The sequence below is a fragment of the Streptomyces sp. NPDC104313 genome (genome assembly GCF_055583985.1).
In genome coordinates, this window is sequence record NZ_JBVJMW010000002.1 from 76,630 (window position 1) to 97,892 (window position 21,263).

The 21,263-nt window shown below is 69.5% G+C and carries 15 protein-coding genes, 1 tRNA gene and 3 pseudogenes; 11 read left to right on the forward strand and 8 right to left on the reverse strand.

Translation table 11 applies throughout. The features are described from left to right. Positions 1-119: 119 nt before the first annotated feature. The 3 genes from ACZ60Q_RS04320 to ACZ60Q_RS04330 form a co-directional block, all read right to left on the reverse strand. Positions 120-1,868, reverse strand: coding sequence for an urease subunit alpha (locus ACZ60Q_RS04320; RefSeq protein ID WP_469628194.1), 1,749 nt, complete (start codon positions 1,866-1,868; stop codon positions 120-122). Next, positions 1,865-2,575, reverse strand: coding sequence for an urease subunit gamma (ureA, locus tag ACZ60Q_RS04325; protein WP_469628197.1), 711 nt, complete (start codon positions 2,573-2,575; stop codon positions 1,865-1,867). The genes ACZ60Q_RS04320 and ureA overlap by 4 nt, the downstream gene beginning before the upstream one ends. A gap of 348 nt (positions 2,576-2,923) precedes the next feature. Then, positions 2,924-3,505, reverse strand: coding sequence for a TetR/AcrR family transcriptional regulator (locus ACZ60Q_RS04330; protein ID WP_469628200.1), 582 nt, complete (start codon positions 3,503-3,505; stop codon positions 2,924-2,926). A gap of 272 nt (positions 3,506-3,777) precedes the next feature. Here ACZ60Q_RS04330 and ACZ60Q_RS04335 point away from each other — a divergent pair, with 272 nt between their 5' ends. Together ACZ60Q_RS04335 and ACZ60Q_RS04340 are read left to right on the forward strand one after the other, a co-directional pair. Next, a complete protein-coding gene (locus ACZ60Q_RS04335; RefSeq protein WP_469628202.1) occupies positions 3,778-4,410 on the forward strand; it encodes a TetR/AcrR family transcriptional regulator in 633 nt (210 codons plus the stop codon). A gap of 125 nt (positions 4,411-4,535) precedes the next feature. After that, positions 4,536-5,690 (forward strand): agmatine deiminase family protein, encoded by a 1,155-nt coding sequence (locus tag ACZ60Q_RS04340; protein ID WP_469628205.1) that lies wholly within the window; start codon positions 4,536-4,538, stop codon positions 5,688-5,690. A 707-nt stretch (positions 5,691-6,397) separates the two neighbouring features. Here the strand turns inward: ACZ60Q_RS04340 and ACZ60Q_RS04345 are convergent. Then, positions 6,398-7,156, reverse strand: a complete 759-nt coding sequence (locus ACZ60Q_RS04345) for an SDR family NAD(P)-dependent oxidoreductase (RefSeq protein ID WP_469628208.1) — start codon at positions 7,154-7,156, stop codon at positions 6,398-6,400. A gap of 149 nt (positions 7,157-7,305) precedes the next feature. On the opposite strand from ACZ60Q_RS04345, the gene ACZ60Q_RS04350 reads away from it, so the two are divergent. The 6 genes and pseudogenes from ACZ60Q_RS04350 (at position 7,306) to ACZ60Q_RS04375 (ending at position 14,586) form a co-directional block, all read left to right on the forward strand. After that, positions 7,306-7,941 (forward strand): TetR/AcrR family transcriptional regulator, encoded by a 636-nt coding sequence (locus tag ACZ60Q_RS04350; protein WP_469628211.1) that lies wholly within the window; start codon positions 7,306-7,308, stop codon positions 7,939-7,941. Between the two features lie 2,027 nt (positions 7,942-9,968). Next, on the forward strand, positions 9,969-11,093 hold the full coding sequence (locus tag ACZ60Q_RS04355) for a PLP-dependent cysteine synthase family protein (protein ID WP_469628214.1): 1,125 nt from the start codon (positions 9,969-9,971) through the stop codon (positions 11,091-11,093). Then, the gene (locus tag ACZ60Q_RS04360; RefSeq protein WP_469628217.1) at positions 11,090-12,394 is read left to right on the forward strand and encodes an MFS transporter; all 1,305 of its coding nucleotides are present in this window, start codon (positions 11,090-11,092) and stop codon (positions 12,392-12,394) included. Before ACZ60Q_RS04355 ends, ACZ60Q_RS04360 begins: the two co-directional genes overlap by 4 nt. Positions 12,395-12,574: 180 nt before the next feature. Further along, positions 12,575-12,730: pseudogene (locus tag ACZ60Q_RS04365) on the forward strand (DUF1015 domain-containing protein); the annotation flags it as partial. Between the two features lie 244 nt (positions 12,731-12,974). After that, positions 12,975-13,878, forward strand: a pseudogene (locus ACZ60Q_RS04370) (IS256 family transposase); the annotation flags it as partial. A gap of 69 nt (positions 13,879-13,947) precedes the next feature. Further along, a complete protein-coding gene (locus ACZ60Q_RS04375; RefSeq protein ID WP_469628220.1) occupies positions 13,948-14,586 on the forward strand; it encodes a hypothetical protein in 639 nt (212 codons plus the stop codon). 417 nt (positions 14,587-15,003) lie between these two features. On the opposite strand, the gene ACZ60Q_RS04380 is transcribed toward ACZ60Q_RS04375, so the two are convergent. After that, positions 15,004-15,372, reverse strand: coding sequence for a UDP-N-acetylglucosamine 2-epimerase (locus ACZ60Q_RS04380; protein WP_469629502.1), 369 nt, complete (start codon positions 15,370-15,372; stop codon positions 15,004-15,006). Beyond that, a pseudogene (locus ACZ60Q_RS04385) lies at positions 15,350-15,532 on the reverse strand (UDP-N-acetylglucosamine 2-epimerase); the annotation flags it as partial. The gene ACZ60Q_RS04380 and the pseudogene ACZ60Q_RS04385, both read right to left, overlap by 23 nt. 539 nt (positions 15,533-16,071) lie before the next feature. On the opposite strand from ACZ60Q_RS04385, the gene ACZ60Q_RS04390 reads away from it, so the two are divergent. Next, positions 16,072-17,991, forward strand: coding sequence for an alkyl/aryl-sulfatase (locus ACZ60Q_RS04390; RefSeq protein WP_469628223.1), 1,920 nt, complete (start codon positions 16,072-16,074; stop codon positions 17,989-17,991). Between the two features lie 188 nt (positions 17,992-18,179). Next, the gene (locus tag ACZ60Q_RS04395; protein ID WP_469628226.1) at positions 18,180-18,347 is read left to right on the forward strand and encodes a hypothetical protein; all 168 of its coding nucleotides are present in this window, start codon (positions 18,180-18,182) and stop codon (positions 18,345-18,347) included. A 150-nt stretch (positions 18,348-18,497) separates the two neighbouring features. On the opposite strand, the gene ACZ60Q_RS04400 is transcribed toward ACZ60Q_RS04395, so the two are convergent. Continuing rightward, positions 18,498-18,585 (reverse strand) — tRNA-Leu (locus ACZ60Q_RS04400). Positions 18,586-18,749: 164 nt separating this feature from the next. On the opposite strand from ACZ60Q_RS04400, the gene ACZ60Q_RS04405 reads away from it, so the two are divergent. Beyond that, the gene (locus tag ACZ60Q_RS04405; RefSeq protein WP_469628229.1) at positions 18,750-20,054 is read left to right on the forward strand and encodes a DUF2254 domain-containing protein; all 1,305 of its coding nucleotides are present in this window, start codon (positions 18,750-18,752) and stop codon (positions 20,052-20,054) included. A 73-nt stretch (positions 20,055-20,127) separates the two neighbouring features. Here ACZ60Q_RS04405 and ACZ60Q_RS04410 read toward each other — a convergent pair whose 3' ends face one another. Next, entirely contained in the window at positions 20,128-21,210 is a 1,083-nt protein-coding gene (locus ACZ60Q_RS04410; RefSeq protein ID WP_469628231.1) for a sugar phosphate isomerase/epimerase family protein, read from the reverse strand. Between the last annotated feature and the right edge of the window lie 53 nt (positions 21,211-21,263).

Genomic DNA, 21,263 nt, shown 5'->3' on the forward strand with positions numbered 1-21,263 from the left:
GGAATATGCCTGAGCGTGTCCGAGGCGTGCCTGAGGCGTGCCTGAGACGTGCCTGAGACGTGCCTGAGACGTGCCTGAGGCGTGCCTGAGACGTGGGTGTGCCTGTTGGGAAGGGCTGGTCAGAGGAAGTAGAGGCGGTTGAGGGAGACACTCCGGGCCGGTTCCGAGCGCAGGGGCTGCCCGTCCAGGCTGACCAGGCCGTCGCGCGCGTCGACCTGGACATCCCCCGTACGGCTGTTGGCGATCATGGCCGCGGGCCCGATGCCGCGGGTGCCGCGCACCGCCACCCGCCGACGACGCGTCACCAACGGATCGCGCGGCCCGCCGAACGCTGCCGATTCGGCGGCCGCACGGCTCACGAAGGCGACCGAGAGATCCGCCGGCGTGGCCCCGTGCGCGCCGAACAGCGGCCCGAGTACGAGAGGTTCGCAGGCGTCGGTGGCGGCGTTGGGGTCGCCGGTGACTCCGTAGGCGGGAAAGCCGTTCTTCAGCACCAGTTGCGGCTTCGCGCCGAAGAACGCCGGGCGCCAGAGCACGAGGTCGGCCATCTTGCCGACCTCGATGGAGCCGATCTCGTGGGCGAGCCCGTGGGCGATGGCCGGATTGATGGTCAGCTTGGCGACGTAACGGAGCACCCGGGCGTTGTCGTCGTGCGGACCGTCGCCCTCCATGGGGCCCAGCTCGGCCTTCATCTTGCCCGCCATGGCGAAGGTACGCCGGACGGTCTCACCGGCGCGGCCCATGCCCTGCGCGTCGGAGGAGGTGATGGCGATGGCGCCGAGGTCGTGCAGGACGTCCTCCGCGCCCATGGTCCCGGCCCGGATCCGGTCACGGGCCAGGGCCGCGTCCCCGGGCAGGTCCGTCTTCAGCCCGTGGACGGAGACGATCATGCCGTAGTGCTCGTCGATCGCGTCCCGCCCGAACGGCAGCGTCGGGTTGGTGGAGGAGCCGATGACGTTCGGCACGCCCGCCATCTTGAGCACGTTCGGGACGTGGCCGCCGCCGCAGCCCTCGATGTGGAAGGCATGGATCGTCCGGCCGTCCAGGACGCTCAGGGTGTCCTCGACGCTGAGGCACTCGTTGAGACCGTCGCTGTGCAGGGCGACCTGGACGTCGTGCTCGTCGGCGACGCGCAGGGCGGTGTCCAGGGCCCGGGTGTGGGCGCCCATGTCCTCGTGGACCTTGAAGCCGCAGGCCCCGCCCTCGGCCAGCGCCTCCACCAGCGGGGCGGGGTCGGAGGACGAACCCCGCGCCAGAAAGCCGATGTTGACGGGCCAGGCGTCGAAGGCGTTGAAGGCGTGCCCCAGCGCCCAGGGGGAGTTGACCCCGACACCCCAGGCCGGGCCGATCTCCTGGCCGATGATCGTCGTCACGCCGGACGACAGGGACGCCTCCATGATCCGCGGCGAGAGCAGATGAACGTGGGTGTCGACGGCACCGGCGGTGGCGATCAGCCCCTCCCCCGGGACGATCGTCGTGCCGGTGCCGACGACGATGTCCACGCCGTCGAGCGTGTCCGGGTTCCCGGCGCGGCCGATCGCGTGGATGCGGCCGCGGCGGATACCGATGGATACCTTGCGGATGCCTTGCACGGCATCGATGACCAGCACGTTGCTGATCACCACGTCGCAGGTCTCGGCCACGGAGGCCGCTTTGAGATGCAGGCCGTCGCGCGCGGTCTTCCCGAATCCGGCGAGGAACTCGTCCCCCGGCTTCTGACTGTCGGACTCGACGCGCACCACGAGCCCGGAGTCACCGAGTCGCACCCGGTCACCGGCCCGGGGGCCGTGCACGGCCGCGTACTCGTGTGGATCGATGTGACGGCTGCCGGGCGCGCAGTGGTCGCTGTGCCGGGAGGGTCTGCTCATCGGGTCACCTCCGACTCTCCATGAAGCGGGCGCGCACCGAGGTAGCCGCGGTCAAAGGCTCGGCGCAGCGCCTCTTCCTTGGCGCCGGGGGCGTCGAGGAAGCCGTCGACGAGGCCGGCGAAGCCCATGACCGTCCGCGCCCCGCCGATCGGGACGAGGCCGATCTCGGCCGTGCACCCCGGGTCGAACCGGGTCGAGGAGCCGGCCGGGGCGGCCGCCCGCATGCCGTAGGCGGCGGCCCGGTCGAAGCTCAGCCGTGGGTTCGCCTCGAAGAAGTGGAAGTGGGACGTCACACTGATCGGCACCGGAGCGGTGTTGCGCACGGTGAGCAGCAGGACCGGCTCGGATCCGGCGTCGGCCGGGCCGGGCAGCACGGCCCCGGGAGCCAGGTCGCCCGGGCGGCCCCCACCGAAGGGGTCGCTGATGACGGCGAGCCGGGAGCCGTCCTCGAAGACGGCCTCGACCTGGATGTCGGTGACCACGTCCGCGACCCCGGGCAGAAGATCGTCGGGGGTCAGGACGGACCGGCCGCGCTCGATCGCCACGGCCAGCCGATGCCCGTCACGGGCCGCCTCGCACACCGTGTCCGCGATCAGCGCGGTCGCCTCGGGGACGTTGAGGCGGAGCCCCCGTGCTCGGCGGGCGCGGGCCAGTTCCGCCGCGGTGAACAGCAACAACCGGTCCCGCTCCGTGGGCGTCAGCGGCATGACTGCCTCTGACGGGCCGCATGGGCGCGCACTCGGATCACAGCTATCAGCAGCACGCTCTTCCTCCGAAATTTCGTTCGAGACCCAAACCGCACACCGGGCCCCCAGGGGAACCGCACCGGGCGGACCGCACCCCCGCCGACGACGGAGGCCGCCGCGCTTCCAGCGGTTCGAGGCGGCGGTCACGTGAGTCGAGCGAGGAGCCCCACCCATCGGGCTCGCAGTGGCATCACTGTGGCACTGGCTGAAAATTCAGTCAAGAGTCGCGGTACGGAGAAAACCCGGTACGCAGAAAACCGGTACGGAGAGAACCCGGCGGGGAGGAAGACCACGGGAAGGAGCGAGTCGCTACCGCGGTTCCAGGCCGGACAGCTCCGCCTCGATGCCACCCTCCATGAGGGTCCTCGCATGGTCGATACCGAGCCCACCACTGAGCCAGCGCATGCTCAGACCCTCCAGCAACGCCGTGAGTCTCTCGGCCGAGGCCGCGAGCTTCGCGGCCGGAGCCATGGGTCTCACCTGGCCCAGCAGGGAAGCCACCTCTTGCACCCACACCAGCGTCGCCCGGGCGAGATCCTCACGCAGAGCCGAATCGAAGACGGCACTCGCCCGCAGCTCTCCCCACGCCGCGCTGTTCTCCCGGACCTCCGCGGTGTCCTGCAGTTCCAGCAGCAGAATCTGTTCGAGCTCCTCGCGCGGAGCCAGGGGCGGCGCGTCCGGCCCGCGGAGCGTTGTGTAGCGCTCCGCCCGGTCGTTGATGAACTCCAGCGTGTGACGGAGGATCCCGGTGCGGTCCTTGAAGTGGTAGTAGATCAATCCGGTGGACACGCCCGCTTCGGCCGCGAGTTCCTCCACGCGCAGGCCGCGGACACCGCGCCGGGCGATCACCCGTGCGGCCGCTTCGAGAATCCGGGTATTGCGGGACGCCATGACGACCAACCTACCGGTCCGGCCAGCTCCGCCCACACCCGGCAGCCGTCCCGCCCCAGGGGCGCCCGGCCCCGGACGGCCGGGTCATCCCGCCCAGGCGCGGCGGCCCAGCACCGCGACAGACCCGCCCTCCGCCTTTGTGCGGACGAGCCGGGCGAGCCGGAGCACACCTGGCCGGTCAGACGATCGCACACTTGACTAAAATTTCAGTCAATGCGCCATCGGTACCGACCGGCGCCCCGGAAGGACACCCTCATGAGAAGGAGCACGCGGTGAGCGACCGCAGAACGGCCATTCTCGAAGCAGCGGCCACCGTCATCGCACGCCATGGCGTGCGGGGACTGCGGGTGGAGGAACTGGCGACGGAGGCGGGCGTGTCCAAGGCCCTGATCTACTACCACTTCGAGGACCGCACCGGCCTGCTCCGGCGGACCCTGGCCTTCGTCAGCAACCGTGCCGAGCGCTACACCACCGAGCAGCCGGTCGCCGACACGGCGGCCGGCCCGATACGCCGGCTGGAGGAAGCGCTCCTGCTGGAGCTCCAGGACCTCCCCCACGTACGCGAGAACAGCACCGCCTGGGGTGAGCTCCGCGCGAGCGCCGTGTTCGACCCCGGGCTGCGGGGCGAACTCGCCCTGGCGAGCGTGATCTGGGTCCGGGAGGTGGCCGACCAGCTGGGCGAGGTCCGGCCGACGGCGCCCGAATCCGCGCTCACCGCCGGAGCCGAGCGGCTGACCGCCCTGCTCGAAGGCCTCAGCGCCCGGTGGCTCAGCGGCATCCTCGCCCTGGCGGACGCCCGCGCCGCGATGCGCGAGGCGATCGGCGTGGAGGTGACCCACCTCGCCCGGAGCGTCGACCCATCGGCACACGACCCGCGACAGGCCGACGGCCCCGATCGAATTTGACTGACTTTTCAGTCAATGCCACAGTGCCGTCAGTACCGAACCGGCGCTCGCGCCGAGGCTGCGGACCGCCGCGCCGTACCCCGCGCACCCGGATAGCCTTTGAACGTCCACGATCGGAGCCCATCGTGTCTCACCGTCCCCCCACCCGCCGTACGGCCCTTCGCACCCTTGCCGGACTCGGCGCACTCGCGTTCGGGGCTGCGGCCTGCGGCCCTGACGAATCCGCCTCCGGGGTTGTCGGCACCGGCTCCGACCGCGCGTCCGAGGGCGAACGCCGTTTCGGTGCGGAGTGGGACAGCCACGCGCGCACCTTCATGTCCTGGCCTGCCCTGGAATCGGTATGGGCGGAGGACCTCCCGTACGTCCGCGAGGACATCGCCCGCATCGCCCGCGCCATCGCGGAGTACGAGTACGTCGTCATGATGGCCAGGCCCGACCAGCGGAAGGCCGCCCAGCGGGCCTGCGGCTCGCAGGTCGAGGTCATCCCTCTCGCGGTGGACGACATGTGGGCCCGCGACACGGTCCCGGTGTTCGTCGAGGAAGGGGGCAAAGTCATCGGCGTCGACTTCAACTTCAACGGCTGGGGCAACAAGCAGGAACACGCGAACGACGCCCGGGTCGGCCGCACCCTCCTGTCGAAGTACGGGATTCCGCGGGTCGAGGCCCCTCTCGTCTCCGAAGGCGGCTCCTTCGAGACCGACGGCGAGGGCACCCTGCTGATCACCGAGAGCTCGATCGTCAACGAGAACCGCAACCCGGGCCTGAGCCGGGACGACATCGAGGCCGACCTCATCGAGACCCTGGGGGTCGACAAGGTGGTGTGGTTCAAAGGAGTACGCGGCCAGGACATCACCGACGCCCACGTGGACAGCCTCGTCCGCTTCACAGCCCCGGGAGTGGTACTCCTGGATCAGGCCTCCCCCGGTACGCCCCCGGACTCCTGGTCGGGCGCCGCCGACCAGGCCAGGGCAGTGCTGAGCAAGGCGACCGACGCCCGGGGCCGGCGCTTCGACGTGATCGACCTGCCCCAGCCCGACCTCGACAGGATCACCGGCGAGGGCGACGACTTCGTGTCGACGTACGCCAACTTCTATGTGGCCAACGACTCGGTCTTCATGCCCAGGTTCGGCGACCGCAAGGCCGACGACCGAGCCCGGGGCATCCTCCAGGAGCAGTTCCCCGAGCGCGACATCGTGCCGGTCGTGATCGACACCATCGCCTCCGGAGGCGGCGGCATCCACTGCGCCACACACGATCAGCCCGGCAAGCCGGTCGACTGACCCGCCCACCGCACGGAACGGTTGCCCCTGGCCACCGCCGCCGACCCCAAACGGCTCACACCGACGCATCCGGCCCTCCGCGAACCCGCGGAGGGCCGGATCACGTCCACCAACCCCTGTTGGTCATGCGTTGGTCACGTGACCAGCCCTCCCCCGAGGCGTCCGTCCCTGGTCAGGCTTCCCGGACGACGCCGTGGGTTACGTCCAGGCTGCATGGGCGTAGCCGTGACCACGTACCAGGGGGGCCGGGGCGGTCGGGACCTGTTTATGCAAGAACACGCATAGTCACGTTCACGCATAGACGCGTAGTACCACCCCCCTCCACGGTCGTCGGGCAGGCGGCCCAACAGGGCCGGAGCAAGGGGGTTCGGTATGTCCGAACGTTCGGAGCTCACCCGGCTCACGGACAACGGCGAGTGCCGTGGCCCGTGGCTGGTACCCCGACCTTGCGCCCCACCTCGTCGCCCGCGCGGAAGCCCTCACCGGAGTGCGCCCGCCTTGTAGGTACCGCAGATTCACGAGCGTTTCCACGTAATCATGAGCACCGAACGAGCATTTCCGCGTGATCATGGGCAACGGCAACGGCAACGGTCAGTTGTTGACGATCTTCATGTTTGGGCGTCCGGGCCGCACCCCCCGCCCGGCGTGGCGCGGGGCCTTGTGCTGGAGCGAGTGTGCGGCCGGTCTTGGCGCACAACGGTCTCCCGCTAGAGCAGGGCGCCGCCGGAAACCTCGATGCGCTGGGCGGTGACCCAGCGCAGTCCGTCGGAGGCGAGCGTGGCGATGGCGTCGCCGATCTCGGCGGGCTCGCCGACGCGGCCCAGAGCGGTCTGCGCCGCCAGCCCCGCTCGCATGCCGCTGTCATCGCGCATGGCACCGCCGTTGAAGTCGGTGGCGGTCGGCCCCGGGGCGATGGAGTTGACCCGGATGCCGCGCGGGCCCAGTTCCAGGGCCAGGGTGCGGCTGAGTGCTTCGACGGCGGCCTTGGACGCCGAGTAGACAGCGGTGGCCGGGCTGGTGTGGCGGGTCAGGGAGCTGGAGACGTTAATAACGCTGGCGGGGTCGGCGATCAGCGGCAACAGTGCCTGGATGAGGAAGAACGTCCCACGGACGTTGGTGTCCATCATCGCGTCGAAGTCCGCGACACCGACCTGCTCCAGGGGGCTGAAGATCCCCACACCGGCGTTGTTGACCAGGATGTCCAGCCGCGTGGCGCCCCAGAGCTGCAGGTGCTCGCCGAGCTCAGACGCGAAGGCCGGGAACGAGGCGACATCGGCGATGTCCAGACGCAGCGCGAGGGCATCGGACCCGGCCGCCCGCACCGCCTCGACCGTCTCCCGCGCCCCGACCTCATCACCCCGGTAGGTGACGATGACCTTGATGCCCCGCTGCGCCAGGGCCAGCGCCGTGCTGCGGCCCAGCCCCCGGTTGGCACCGGTCACCAGCGCGATCTTCTTGCTGTCCATGCAACTGCTCCTCGGGTGGGAAGGGGGAAACGCCGCAGGCTCACTGCCCGACGCGGGAGGCGAGTCGATCGACTCGCCTCTTTCACCGTAGGTCCATCCCCAGAGGCGAGTCAAGTGACTCGCCTCGCAGTGGCGGGCATACTGGCTCCATGACAGAAGGACTCTCCGACCACCACCGACGGCTGGCCCAGCAGAAGCGGGAGGCGATCACCTCGTCCGCCACCGCCCTGTTCCTCGACCACGGCTACGCAGGGACGTCACTGGCCCGGATCGCCGAGGCGGCCGGGGTGTCGAAGTCCACGCTGTTCAAGCAGTTCCCCACGAAGGCGGCCCTGTTCGAGGCCATCGTGAGCGAGTCATGGAAGCAGGGGTCCGGTCACGCACCGGCCCCGCCCCCGGCCGGCGACCTGCGTGCGGGCCTGATGGCCATCGGCCGCCGCTACGCAAAGCTGGTCGGCCGGCCCGGGATGACGGCCCTGTTCAGGATCGTCATCGCCGAACTGCCACGCCTGCCCGAACTGGGCAGGATGCAGTTCCAGCTGGGCAAGCTGCCCTACTTCGACTCCGTACGGCTCTACCTGCAAGCCGAGCACGAGGCCGGCACCGCGCGCGTGCCCGACGCGGAGAGCGCCGCCAACCAGTTCCTCGGCATGATCGCCAACTTCGTCCTGTGGCCCCGGATGCTGCTCACCGACTGGAACCCGGCCGCCGACGAGACCGACCACGCCGTCGACGAGGCCGTGGAGACGATGCTCGCCCGCTACGCCACCGGTCACCAGAAGTAGCCGCCCCCGCTCGCGCCCCCGACGCTTCGCACGGACGGGAGCGCGAGCCGCACCGTGCGGTCAGCGCCGGGTGGGGCACGCGTCGTTGACGTCGACGGGCGCGCCGCCAGGCTTGTCGCCGCCGGGAGGTGGGCGGGCCCGGTACGGGCACTCGCGTAAGGACGGAGCGCACCGACTGGCCGCTTCCGGAGCGGGCCGTCTCGGCCTGTCATCCCCGGTCCGACCTGGGGAATCTCTCGGCTGTTGGTCACGTGGTCGGTCACACCACAGCCTGGAGAAGCAAAAAAACTGATCAACAGGGGTCTTAGCTGGCTGGTCCGGTCTGGTTGGCTGGTTGGCTGGTCCTGACTGGTGGCCAACCGACACAATCCTCTGGCCTGCATTGATGAGCCCCGCCGGAAGCGGTCGTTCCTGTATCCAACAAGATCAGTTCCCAGGATATCTGTCGTCAGTCAATGGCGTATGGGTTGCCACTGGTCAGCGCGTTGTGCGGGTCAGACAAGACGGTGGCGGCCGAGGCGGGCGGTGCCGACCTTGACGGCGTCCAGGGCTGTGGCGCGTACGCAGCGATCCGTGGTGATTCCCGACCACGTCAGATGTCCTCGACCCGTCGGACGCACAGCCGGCCCGTGAGGGCGGCGCCTTCGCCACCTGGCGGAAGAGCGTCTCCACCGCGCCAGGGGCGGCCGCCGGCCCTCACCACCGCCGCCATCGCGGCACCTGCTCGTCACGGCCCAAACGGCGTTCACGGGTCGAAGGGCGACGGAAAACGTTCGGCAAGCGCCTCACCGTCTCCAGCACCTCAAGGAAATGCTTCTCGCGCACGGCAGCGGAGCAGATCCACACCAACTTTCGTTTAACGCTCATCAATTTGAAAATCCAAGCCCGCACCAAATGCGCGAATTCGACCGAAACCTCTCAAGAGCGAGTTGCCAAAAGGCGGGTCATGCGCGGTAGGGTTACGGCATGATCACGGCGCACTCACCTATCGGTGTTCTGCGGACTCGAATTCTCTCGGGTCCGCTGTGCGCGCTTTGGTCTCTTCTTCTCGCGGTCGGTCTCCTCTCTACCCACGGAGCACTTCCCGAGGGCCACTCGGCCACAGCCGTGAACGTCGCGAGCGTCACGGCGGCCGCCTCATCCGGGTCGCCTCATCCGGACAGCCACGTACTCCCCTCGGAGCAGTGCAGCCCGGATCAGGTCGAGCACGAGGCCGTTCGGCAGAGCCCCTGCCCGGACCGACACGCGACACCCGCCCCACTCGCACAGGCGCAGCCGACGGTCACCGCCGACAGCGCCCCGAGAAGCACAGCGGGGCACACGCCAACAAAAGCGACACACATTCTTCAGGTGTAGACCTCCACTCCTCACTGACGATCGACAGTCCGATGGCGCCGCACGCCACACGGAAAAGTCGCCAGAATTCGTCATGGCCGGAATTCGCCACCCGTCATCTTCAGTCCGGATCGCCGGGAATGAAGACTCCGCATGGAGAAAACGTGTCGATTCGAGAACGCGCAATTCCTGGTGTCGCCAGAACGCCCGCACTGCGCTCCGCCCTCGCCTGTCTCCTCTTTCTCTTCACCGTCGTCGCGATTGTCTGCTTCTACCATTCCCATGCAGAGGGCCACACCCACGGTGGAACGTCCTCGGCCTCCCAGCACGCAGAGATTGACCTCACGTCCGCCCACAGTTCCGGGGAAGGTCATTCGGCCGAGTCATGCGTTCCCTCCGCGCCGAGCACCAGGGCGGAAGCGGCCTCGCCATCGCTACCCGCTGCGGTGGCCCTGACGTCCATCGGTGACTCCGGCGCCGCGCACCCGACGGCCGGCCCCGCGCCACCCACCGCTCCGGCAGACATACGGGGCGGACGCGCCACCCTCGCCGGCATCTGCTGCTGGCGGATCTAGAACTCCCTCGTGCGACCGGCACCAGCCGGCCGCCGCCGAACTGTCGTCGCCGGGCCTCCCGGACACGACAGCTCGGCGAGATGCGCGCACGACACCGCCATCTACGAATGAGAGCCGATGATGACTACCCATCCCACAGACACGACCGTCGCCGCCCGCTCCGCCCTTGCCGGGCTGGTCGGCAACACGCCCCTCCTCCGCGTGACCGAGCCCTTCGCTTCCGACGGGCGCGGCTTCTGGGCCAAGCTGGAGGGCTTCAACCCCGGCGGCATCAAGGACCGGCCCGGCCTGCACATGGTCGAGCGCGCCCGATCCCGCGGCGACCTCAAACCCGACGCGAGGATCATCGAGTCCACGAGCGGCACTCTCGGCCTCGGCCTGGCGCTGGCCGGCATGGTGTACGGGCACCCCGTCACCCTGGTCACCGACCCGGGCCTGGAGATGTCCATGACCCGCCTCCTGGCCGCGTACGGCGCCCAGGTCAACGTGGTCTCGGAACCCCACCCCACGGGCGGCTGGCAGGAGGCCCGCCGCGAGCGCGTGAGGCAGCTGATGACCCAGCACCCCGACTCCTGGTGCCCGGACCAGTACAACAACCCCGACAACACCACCGCGTACACCCCGCTCGCCCTCGAACTGGCCTCCGCGCTCTCCCACATCGACATCCTCGTGTGCAGCGTCGGCACCGGCGGCCACTCCGCCGGCGTCGGCCGGGTCCTTCGCCAGCTGTACCCGGAGCTGCGGGTCGTCGGTGTGGACACCATCGGCTCGACGATCTTCGGCCAGCCCGCCAGGCCGCGGCTGATGCGCGGTCTCGGCTCCAGCATCTACCCGCGCAACGTGGCCTACGAGAACTTCAGCGAGGTGCACTGGGTCGCCCCCGGCGAGGCCGTCCGGACCTGCCGCCAGCTCGCCTCATCGCACTACGCGACCGGGGGGTGGAGCGTGGGTGCCGTCACCCTGGTCGCCGGCTGGCTCGCCCGTACGCTCCCGGCAGACACCCGTATCGCCGCCGTCTTCCCGGACGGGCCGCAGCGCTACCTCAGCACCATCTATGACGACGACTACTGCGCCGCCCACGGACTGCTCGACGGACCGCCCCCGCTCGAACCGGAGGTGATCGGCGCCGTGGACGAGAAGGAGGTCACCCACTGGACCCGGTGCACCACCGTGGTCGACCCCCTCACGCTCGGCGGCGCGTCCAGGAAGCCGACGGGCGAGCCGAAGGACGATCAGCGGTGAAGAACACCCTCACACAGGTCCGCTCCTACCCGCGGCCCGTCCAACTGTTGATGGTGAACCAGTTCACCATCAACCTGGGCTTCTACATGCTCATGCCCTACCTCGCCGCACACCTCTCCGGGACGCTCGGGCTCGCCGGCTGGGTAGTCGGACTCGTCCTCGGCGTACGCAACTTCAGCCAGCAGGGCATGTTCCTCGTAGGCGGCACCCTCGCCGACCGACTCGGCTACAAGCCGCTCATCGTCGCCGGCTGCGTGCTGCGCACCCTCGGCTTCGCCACCCTCGGCCTCGTGGACTCGCTGCCCGCCCTGCTGGCCGCGTCCGCGGCGACCGGCCTTGCCGGAGCCCTGTTCAACCCCGCCGTACGCGCCTACCTCGCCGCGGACTCCGGAGAACGCCGGGTGGAGGCCTTCGCCCTGTTCAACGTCTTCTACCAATCCGGCATCCTGCTCGGCCCGCTGGTCGGCATGGCGCTGACCGGAGTCGACTTCCGTGTCACCTGCCTCGTCGCGGCGGGCATCTTCGCGGTGCTGAGCATCGTGCAGATCCGCAGCCTGCCACAGAGAAGGGGCACCGGTGCCGATGGCAAGAAGGCGGAACGCCGGGAGGGCGTTCTCACCCAGTGGCGGGGGATCCTGCGGAACCGGCCGTTCCTGCTGTTCTCCCTCGCCATGATCGGCTCGTACGTTCTGACGTTCCAGGTGTATCTGGCGCTGCCGCTCGAGGTCCGTCGCCTCGGCGGTGACGGAACATTCGGCACCGGAGCGGTGGCCGCCCTCTTCGCCGCCTCCGGGCTGAGCACGATCCTCTTCCAGACGAAGATCACGGCCTGGTGCAAGGCCAGGATGGAGCCGGGCCGAGCCCTCGCCCGGGGCCTCCTTGCCATGGGCTGCGCCTTCGTACCGCTGCTCGTCGCGTCGGCGATTCCGGTGCCCGACCGCGGTCTCGGCCTCTGGGCCCTCGCATCGCTCCCGCCGATCCTCGCCGCGCTCCTGCTCGGCGTCGGCACGATGATTGCCTACCCGTTCGAGATGGACACCATCGTCCGTCTCTCCGGCAACCACCTCGTCGCCACTCACTACGGGCTGTACAACACCATCTGCGGCGTCGGAATCACCGTGGGGAACCTGCTTACCGGTGCAGCGCTGGACGCCGCCCGCACGGCGGGCGTGTCCGCCATCCCCTGGCTCACGCTCCTCGCGCTCGGGCTCGCCTGCGCCGCGGCGCTTCACTGCCTGCACCGTACGGGCCGCCTCGCCGAACCCGCGGGGGAAGCACGCCCCGCACCCGCGACAGTCTGACTACCGGCCTCCGCACCGGGGGCGGGCGCCACACGGCGCCCGCCCCCCCCTTCCCCCTGCCATGCCCTGACCACGGAGCACGACGTGACCCCCACTCCCCCTGCGCCGCCAGCCGGACCACGCCTATGGCCGTTCCGGGCCGTGCGCTACAACGAAGCTCTCGCCGGCGACCTGAGCGGCGTGATCTGCCGACCGTACGACGACATGAAGGCCGCTCACGCACGAGCGCTGCGCCAATATCCCCACCACCTCGCCCGCCTTCTGTACTCATCGCAACCTCACCCCGCCGCAGACCAGTTGGCACGGTGGCTTCGGCGCGGAGTCCTCGTACGGGACCCGCTGCCCGCCCTGTACGTCTACGAACAACACGTCGGCCCTCAGATTCTCCAGCGGGGGTCATCGGCGAACTGGAGCTCGGCGCTCCGGGATCGGCCCTGCTTCTGCCTCACGAGGACGTACAACCGCACGTCGCCGGGCAACGAGCCGCGCACATGGCCGGGCCGCACGCCCAGCTCGAGCCTCCGCTGCTCGCCCACCGGGCTCCGGATTCCCCGGCGAACGCCGTCGTCGCCGGCATCGGCTCTACCTGCACGGACTGTCCTCGGGGGACTTCGTGCCCGCGCTGGAGCAGTTCCTCGGCTCAGCGGCCGGCCTGTCGCCGGCCACCATGACCCGGCTGACGAAGCAGTGGAGCGACGACCACACCGCCTTCCAGCAGCGCGACCTCGCCAAGTCCGACTACGTGTACGTGTGGGCCGACGGGGTGCCCCCCAAGATCCGGCTCGGGCAGACACACTCCTGCGTCCTGGTGCTGATGGGTGTGCGCCTGGACGGCACCAAGGAGCTGATCGCGCTGGCCGAGGGTCTGGGCGAGTCCACCGAGTCGTGGGCCGACCTGCTGCGCGACTGCCGCCGCCGCGGCATGCGCGATCCCGAGTTGGTCGTCGGCGACGGCGCGATGGGCCTGTTGCAGGCCCTCGCAGAGGTGTTCCCCGCAGCCCGCCACCAGCGGTGCTGGGTCCACAAGGCCCGCAATGTCATGAACGCCCTGCCGAAGTCCGCACAGCCGGGCGCAACGAAAGCGATGCAGGAGATCTACAACGCCGAGGACCGCACTCACGCCGAGAAGGCGATCGAGGCGTTTGCGAGGACCTACGGCGCGAAGTGGCCCAAGGGCCGTCACGAAGATCACCGACGACGCAGAGGAGCTCCTGGCGTTCTACGACTTCCCGGCCGAGCACTGGGTCCACCTGCGGACCACGAACCCCATTGAGTCGACCCTCTCCACGGTCAAGCTCCGCACCAAGGTCACGCGCGGTGCCGGCAGCCCGGCCGCAGCCCTCGCGATGGTGTTCAAGCTCGTCGAAGCCGCCCAGGCCCGCTGGCGCGCGGTCACCGGAGCCCACCTCGTCGCCCTGGTCCGAGCCGGCGCCACGTTCGAAAACGGCGTCCTCGTCGAACGCTCCGAGTCCCACGCGGCGTGATCCACCACGACCGGTCCATAAGATCTGCCTGACCTGCCAGACCTCTCCTCGATGGACGGGTGACCGATCATGGGTGAACCGCACCCGCTCCTGACGTTCTTCCTCGACGCGGCCGACGGCCGGTTTCCGCCCGTCGACGGCCGGGTGACCGTCCTGCCACCCCTGCCCGCAGGGCTTCAGTGCTCGGTCGCCTTCACCGGCCACGCAGTCGTCGCCACCGCACTGACAGACCAGGCCGTCCACGACCAGAAGCCGGACGGCTTCGGCGCGTCACTTTCCCCGGACTTCTTGCGCCACCTCGCCGGCCCCAACGGTTGGATCGGCGTCACCGACGCCACGCTCACCGCCCGCGGCACTGGCGGCTCACCGCGCCTGCAGCCGCTCGCCGACGCAGACGATCACCCGCGCGTGCGCCACGCCCGGGAACTGCGGAGCAACGTCACGATTCATGGTGACGAACGCGGCCTCATCACCCTGGCCGACGGCCTGGCAGGCCGACGAGAGTTGAGCATCGAACTCCACCACTCCCACAACGACAGCCACGGCCACGGACGGTCCCTGCTCACCGACGCCCTCTCGCTGGTCCCCGAAGGCGAACCGGTCTTCGCCGCCGTCTCACCAGGCAACGCCCGCTCCCTGCGCGCCTTTCTCGCCTGCGGATTCACCCCCATCGGCAGCGAGGTAGTACTCCGCCCCGAGCGGGAGTAACCAACCCCCGCCCTTCGGTGAGACAACACTCGATCCACAACTATTGACTATTGCTCGTCATGTTCCGGCCCGGCAACGCCCAGGGCCAAAGGGCTGACCAAAGGCACATCGCACGGTTGGGCCGATTGGCCCCGCCCGTTCATCCAGAAGCTGAGAACCTTGCGCGCACCCGGCACAGGTATGCCGGCTTCCGGATGATCAAGGGCAGTCAGGTCTGCCTCTCCGCGGATCGTGACACCACCAGCCCATTGGATCTCCCCGGCCTCCCGCCGTATCTACGGCACCCCTGGCCGAGAAGGAACTGATCATGCGCACACTTGCAGCCAGCACCGGCCGCGTCATCGCTCTCACACTCGGCACCGTGACGTCGATGGCCGTGCTCTCCGGTACTTCCGCGGCCGCGGATCTGAACGCCCCCTACGCCCGGGCCGCTGCGAAGGTGGCCACGGACGGCACGCTCCTGGAGGGGAAGAACGCGGCCCGGTAGCCGATCTCGGGTTCCGGTGCGGCCAGCACGACGAAGCCACTGTCCATCGCCTCCAGGCGTTCGGTGTTGTTGCGGACAACGACGAGAGGCTTCTTGAGCACGGTGCACTCCTCCCCTACGCCGCCGGAGTCGGAGACCAGCGTGCGTGCTCCGTGCGCCAGCGCGAGGAAGGTGGCGTGGTAGACCGGCTCGGCCACACACGGTTCGGCCAGTTGCCGGCCCAGTCCGTACTGCCGTGCTCGCGCACCGGTCCGGGGCGGCCCGCAGGTACGCGGCGGCGCCCCTGGACGAGTGGGCAGTGCACGTGGGCGAGGACCCGATGATCCCGCGGTTGATCTCCTCCGGCATGGTCCGGTCGTGCGAGTGGAGGCCCGTCTCCGAGTGGAGCATTTCGATCCCCAGGTGGTGAGCCGCCTGCCCGGCGGACGCGGCCGCCTGCCGAAGGCCCCGCCCGACAATGCGTCGTCATGATGCTGTCCCGCGTGCACCACCCGTGCGTCGTCCCCGAGCCCGCGGATCACCCCGGCCAGCTTCACCACATCGGGCCGGGTGTCCAGCACCACGGCCGCACCGGTTCCTCTAAACGTCTACGGACACCGTTCCGGTTCGACCGGCGGCCGCACGGCCGAGCTCACGACCACCCGAGGTGGAAACACGCCGAGGGCGGCGAAGCAGCACGGCTCAGCCGGGCGGCACGTGCGAACCGCCTGGTTGAGCCGCCAGGTTTCACCTGGGCGTACGAACGGACACACGGTGGCTGGGCGGCGGTGCCCCGTCTGGACCCCGTGAAGACCGGGCAGCGAGCGGAAGGCGTGGAGCACGAGGAGGACCACCGGAATGCGGGACTGCTCGGCGTGCCGGAGACGGGGGCCGTGACACCCGGTCATGTACGGGTGCCGTCCCTATCGAGGGATACGAGCTGATGCGCATGCGTCGGCAGATGCCTACGGTGACTGGACCGCGACACTCCGAAATCCCCGCGGGTAAGGAGAACTGCTGTGCCCGAGAACTCGGACGCCAAGCCGGCCCAGCCGACGATCGCCGCCGCCAACCAGGCCGTGCGCGACACCTACCCCTTCGATGACCGCCGCGACTTCGACCACGCCTCCCGCGGCTTCCTGGGCACCGCGCAGGAGACCGTGCTCACCGGGAGAGACGGCGCCACCGTGTGGGACCTGGATGCCTACACCTTCCTCCAGGAGGAGGAAGCTCCCGACACCGCGAATCCCAGCCTGTGGCGGCAGGGCCGACTGGCGGCCACACACGGCCTGTTCGAAGTCGTCGAAGGCATCTACCAGGTCCGCGGTTTCGACCTGTCCAACATGACGATCGTCGAGGGCACCAGCGGGATCCTGGTCATCGACCCACTGCTGGCCACCGAGACCGCCGCGGCCGCACTGGCGCTGTACCGCGCCCACCGCGGCGACCGGACCATCACCGGCATGCTCTACACCCACAGTCACGCCGACCACTTCGGCGGCGTCAAGGGCATCCTCTCCCAGGAAGAAGTCGACGCGGGCGTCCCCGTGTACGCGCCGGCGGGCTTCATGGAGCACGCGGCCGGCGAGAACGTCTACGCCGGCACCGCGATGAACCGCCGCGCCGCCTACATGTACGGCGCAGCCCTGCCCAAGGGCGGGCGCGGCCAGATCGGCGCGGGACTCGGCCAGACCATCTCCACCGGCACCGTCAGCCTCATCCCGCCCACGGTGGACATCACCGAAACCCACCAGGAAGAGACCGTCGACGGCATCCGGATGGTCTTCCAGATCACTCCGGGCACCGAGGCCCCCGCCGAAATGAACATCCACTTCCCGGACCGCCGGGCCCTGTGCATGGCCGAGAACGCCACCCACAACCTGCACAACCTGCTCACCCTGCGCGGCGCGCAGGTACGCGACCCCCACGGGTGGGCCGCCTACCTCACCGAAGCCGTCGATCTGTTCTCCGAGGACACCGACGTCGCCTTCGCCTCCCACCACTGGCCCACCTGGGGCCGCCAGGAGGTCCTCACCTACCTGTCCGAGCAGCGCGACATGTACTCCTACCTGCACGACCAGACACTGCGCCTGATGAACCAGGGCCTGACAGCGCCGGAGATCGCCGAGGCGATGCGGATGCCTCCCGCGCTGGAAAGGGCCTGGCACACCCACGGCTACTACGGCTCGGTCAGCCACAACACCAAAGCCGTCTACCAGCGCTACCTGGGCTGGTTCGACGGCAACCCCGCCCACCTGTGGCAGCACCCCCCGGTCCCGGCCGCCCAGCGCTACGTGGACTACATGGGCGGCGCGGCAGCCGTCCTGCGGCGCGCCCAGGAGTCCTTCGCACAGGGCGACTACCGGTGGGTGGCCGAAGTCGTGGGCCACGTCGTCTTCGCCGACCCCGGCAACACCCGGGCCCGCACCCTGCAGGCCGACGCACTCGAACAGCTCGGCTACGGCAGCGAGAACGGCACCTGGCGCGACTTCTACCTCACCGGAAGCCTGGAACTGCGCCACGGCTCCATCGGCACCCCGACAGCCACCACCTCCGTCGACATGATCGCTTCCCTCACCCTGGAGCAGCTCTTCGACTCCTGGGCCATCCAGATCGACGGACCCGACAGCTGGGAAACGGACCTGACCGTGCGCTGGCGGATCACCGGTCCCGAACACCCCGGCACCGTCACCATGCGCCTCCACAACGGCGTGCTGACCCACATCGCGGGCACCGGCCCGGCCGCGAACGCCTCCACCCCCGATGTGGAGATCTCCCTGCCCGAACAGCACCTGCGCTCCGTCCTGCTGGGCGTCCTGCCGCCCGAGGAGCTGCCCAACACCGAAGGCGTTCAGGTCGCCGGCGACCTGAACGCCCTCACCCGGATCATGGGCTACTTCACCCCGGGCGACCCCGACTTCGCCATCGTCACCCCGTAGAGCCGCCGGCGCCCGCTGTCCCGAAAGGATGGCCCTCGGCACCGCCCGGCGGCGCAGTTCTCTCCGGTCCGCCTTCCCTGCATGCATCAGCGCCGCGGAAAGCGGAGGAAGACGACACGCCCTGCCTCACATCACACCGCGCCCCTTGTCCACCACGGCCGCGCAGTGAGGTCCGCGCACATCAGCAGGTGACGATCAGCCTGGTGACCAACCACCGCAAACTCGCCGGCTGGCTCGACACCCCGCAGACAGGCGGCCTCCCCGCCCGCCGTCGCCCCTCCAACCGCCACACACTCAAGAACCCCCACGACTGGACCCCCAAGGGCTACCTCCCCGGCAGCACCCCCGAAGCCTGATCCATCCCACCCCCACACCCCGCCTGAACAGCACAAACACAGCTGGCCCTCTGCGAACCCGCAGAGGGCCAGATCACGTTCAACACAACAACAAAGCCGGTCAAAGCGACAAAGTGTCACTTTGACCGGCTTCATTTGCTCGGTTGACCCTGGTGTCCGAGGGGGGACTTGAACCCCCACGCCCGATAAAGGGCACTAGCACCTCAAGCTAGCGCGTCTGCCATTCCGCCACCCGGACAAGGTGTCTGTCGTTCGCGGCGTGTTCCCCGCGGCGACATGGAAAACAATACCAGGGGTTCGGCGCGCCCTTCACCCGCATATCCGGTGGTCAGTGCGGTGCGGCGTGCCGGTGGGACCTCTGCCTCCCCGGTCCGCGGAGGTCCCGGGGCTACCTTCTCGTCCATGAGTGATCGCGGATACCGCCGGCCCCGTCCGCTGTCCCCTCTGCGCGAGCACCTGCGCGACACGTTCTGGTTCGCACCGACCATGGGGTTCGTCTGCGTGTTCGTGCTGTGGTGGATCTCCACCGAGCTGGACGACGCGATCGTCTCGCTGCTCCAGCGGGAGGAGGCGTACGACGAGCTCGGCGGGCTGATCGCGTTCTCCCAGGACACGAAGATGATCGTCACCACGATCAGCTCGGCGATGATGACCTTCATCGGGGTCGTGTTCAGCATCTCGCTGGTCGCGGTGCAGATGGCCAGCGGACAGCTGACGCCCCGGGTGGTGCGGATCTTCGTCAGGAGCCGGATCAGCAAGCTCACGCTGACGGTGTTCCTGGCGACGTTCCTCCTGTCGCTGCTGGTGCTCTCCTCGTACGAGAGCGAGAACGACCCGCGCCGGGTGGTCTCGGTCCCGTTGGTGCAGAGCCTGCTCATCCTGGTGCTGCTCGGGCTGAGTCTGCTGCTCTTCGTCGTCTACGTGAGCGCGACCCTGCGGCTGATGCAGGTGGGGCCGGTCGTCGACAGGATCGCGCGCGACTCCTTCCGGATGCTGGGCCGGATGCCGAGGGGGCCTCGGGGCGAGGACGAGCCGGGGCCGGTGACCGCGCGGGTGCTGCACGAGGGGCGGGCCGGGGTGCTGCGGGACGTGAGCACCACGCGGCTGGTCCGGGCCGCGCGGCGGTCGGACGTCGTGCTGCGGGTCATTCCCCGCATCGGGGACTTCGTCGTACCGGTGACGCCGATGCTCGCGGTCCATGGCGGGGCCGTCCCGCCTCGGCACCGGTTGCGGTACGCGGTCTCCGTATCGGTGGAGCGGACCCTGCACCAGGATCTGGCGTTCGGACTGCGTCAGCTCGCGGACATCGCGCTGCGGGCCCTGTCGACGTCCGTGAACGATCCGACCACCGCCGTGCAGTGCCTGGACCGGATCGTGCAGTTCCTCGCGGCCGTGGCGCGCCTGCCGCTCGGCCCCGTCCACCACCGGGACCGGGCCGGGCGGGTGCGCCTGGTGCAGGACGGTCCGGAGTGGGACGACCTGGTCGACCTCGCCTTCGAGGAGATCCGGTGGTGTGTCGCCGGCAGTCCCCAGGTGACGCGCCGCCTCATGGCGGGACTGGACGACCTGCTGCTGCTCGTCCCCGAGGACCGGAAGAAATCGCTGGTCAGGCATCGTGCGCTGCTCGTCCAGACCGTGGAGCGCACGGTGGCGGTGGCCGCCGACCGGGAGTTCGCCCTGCTGCCGGACCGGCAGGGCATCGGGTAGGGGCCGGCCGCGGCGTGGGAGGGCGCTGCGGCCCGGCCGGCCGGAGATTCTCCGGCCGGCCGGGCTTGACCCATCAGTCGCCGCAGCGGCCCTCGCGCAGGGAGTGCAGGTGCTCGCTCGACTTGCGGGCGAAAGCGAGCGACTCGACCGGGTTGTCGTGCTCGGTCTGCCAGTGGTGGTAGCTGCGGCTCCGGTGGGTCCGGCCCGTGACCTTGGACAGGAACGTCTTGTAGTCGATGTCCCCGTCGCCGACGTCCGACATGCGGTAGCCGTCGCGCGTCGTGTCGTCACGGACGCCGTCCTTGACGTGGAACAGCGGGTAGCGGTCCGGGTGCTTCAGGACGTACTTCAGCGGGTCGAGCGGGGCCGGGCTGCCGTCCGCGCGCTTACTGAAGCGGAACTGGGCACAGAACGCCCAGTAGATGTCCATCTCCAGGTAGACGAGGTCCGGGTCGGTCTCTTCGAGCAGCACGTCGTAGAGGCGTACGCGCGGCTTGTCGGTCGCGAAGGAGAACTCCTCGGCGTGGTTGTGCTGGTAGAACTTCATACCGCGCTTGCGGGCGGCCGCACCGTACGTGTTGAAGTCCTCGGCCGCCCGCTTCCAGCCGTCGACCGTGGAACCGTAGCGGAAGGGGCCCGAGGCAGTGCCGATGTGCTTGAGGCCGAGGGCCTGGGCGTCGTCCAGGACCTTCTCCAGGTTCTGGGCGAAAGTGTAGGCGCCGGGGTTGTTGTTGTCGTAGTAGCCGACGTGGCTGCCGATCGGGTTGAGGCCGTGGTCGCGGGTCAGCCGCTTGAGCTGGGCCAGGGTGATGGCGCCGGCCGAGCCCTGGGTGTAGCCCGCGAACTCGATCTCGTCGTACCCGTACTTCTCCAGTTCGGTGAAGACGGGGCCGAAGCCGAGCGTGGAGACCTGGTCGCGGAGGCTGTAGAGCTGGATGCCGAGGCGGCCGGGGGGCAGGACCGGCTTGCCCTTGCCGTGTCCGTGCCCGTGCCCGTGGTCATGCCCGTTGCCGTGTCCCTGGCCTCGGTCGCGGCTGTCGGCCTGGGCGCTCGCCGTGCCGATGATGGTGGCGGCGGTGGCTCCGGCGGCGACACCGAGGATGTTGCGGCGGCTCAGTCTGCGGGCGAGTTCGGTGTCCTTGGGGGTGCGGCTCATGTGCGGGTGTCTCCCTTGGTGACCTGACGGGGTGAGTGGTGCGGTGCCGGGCG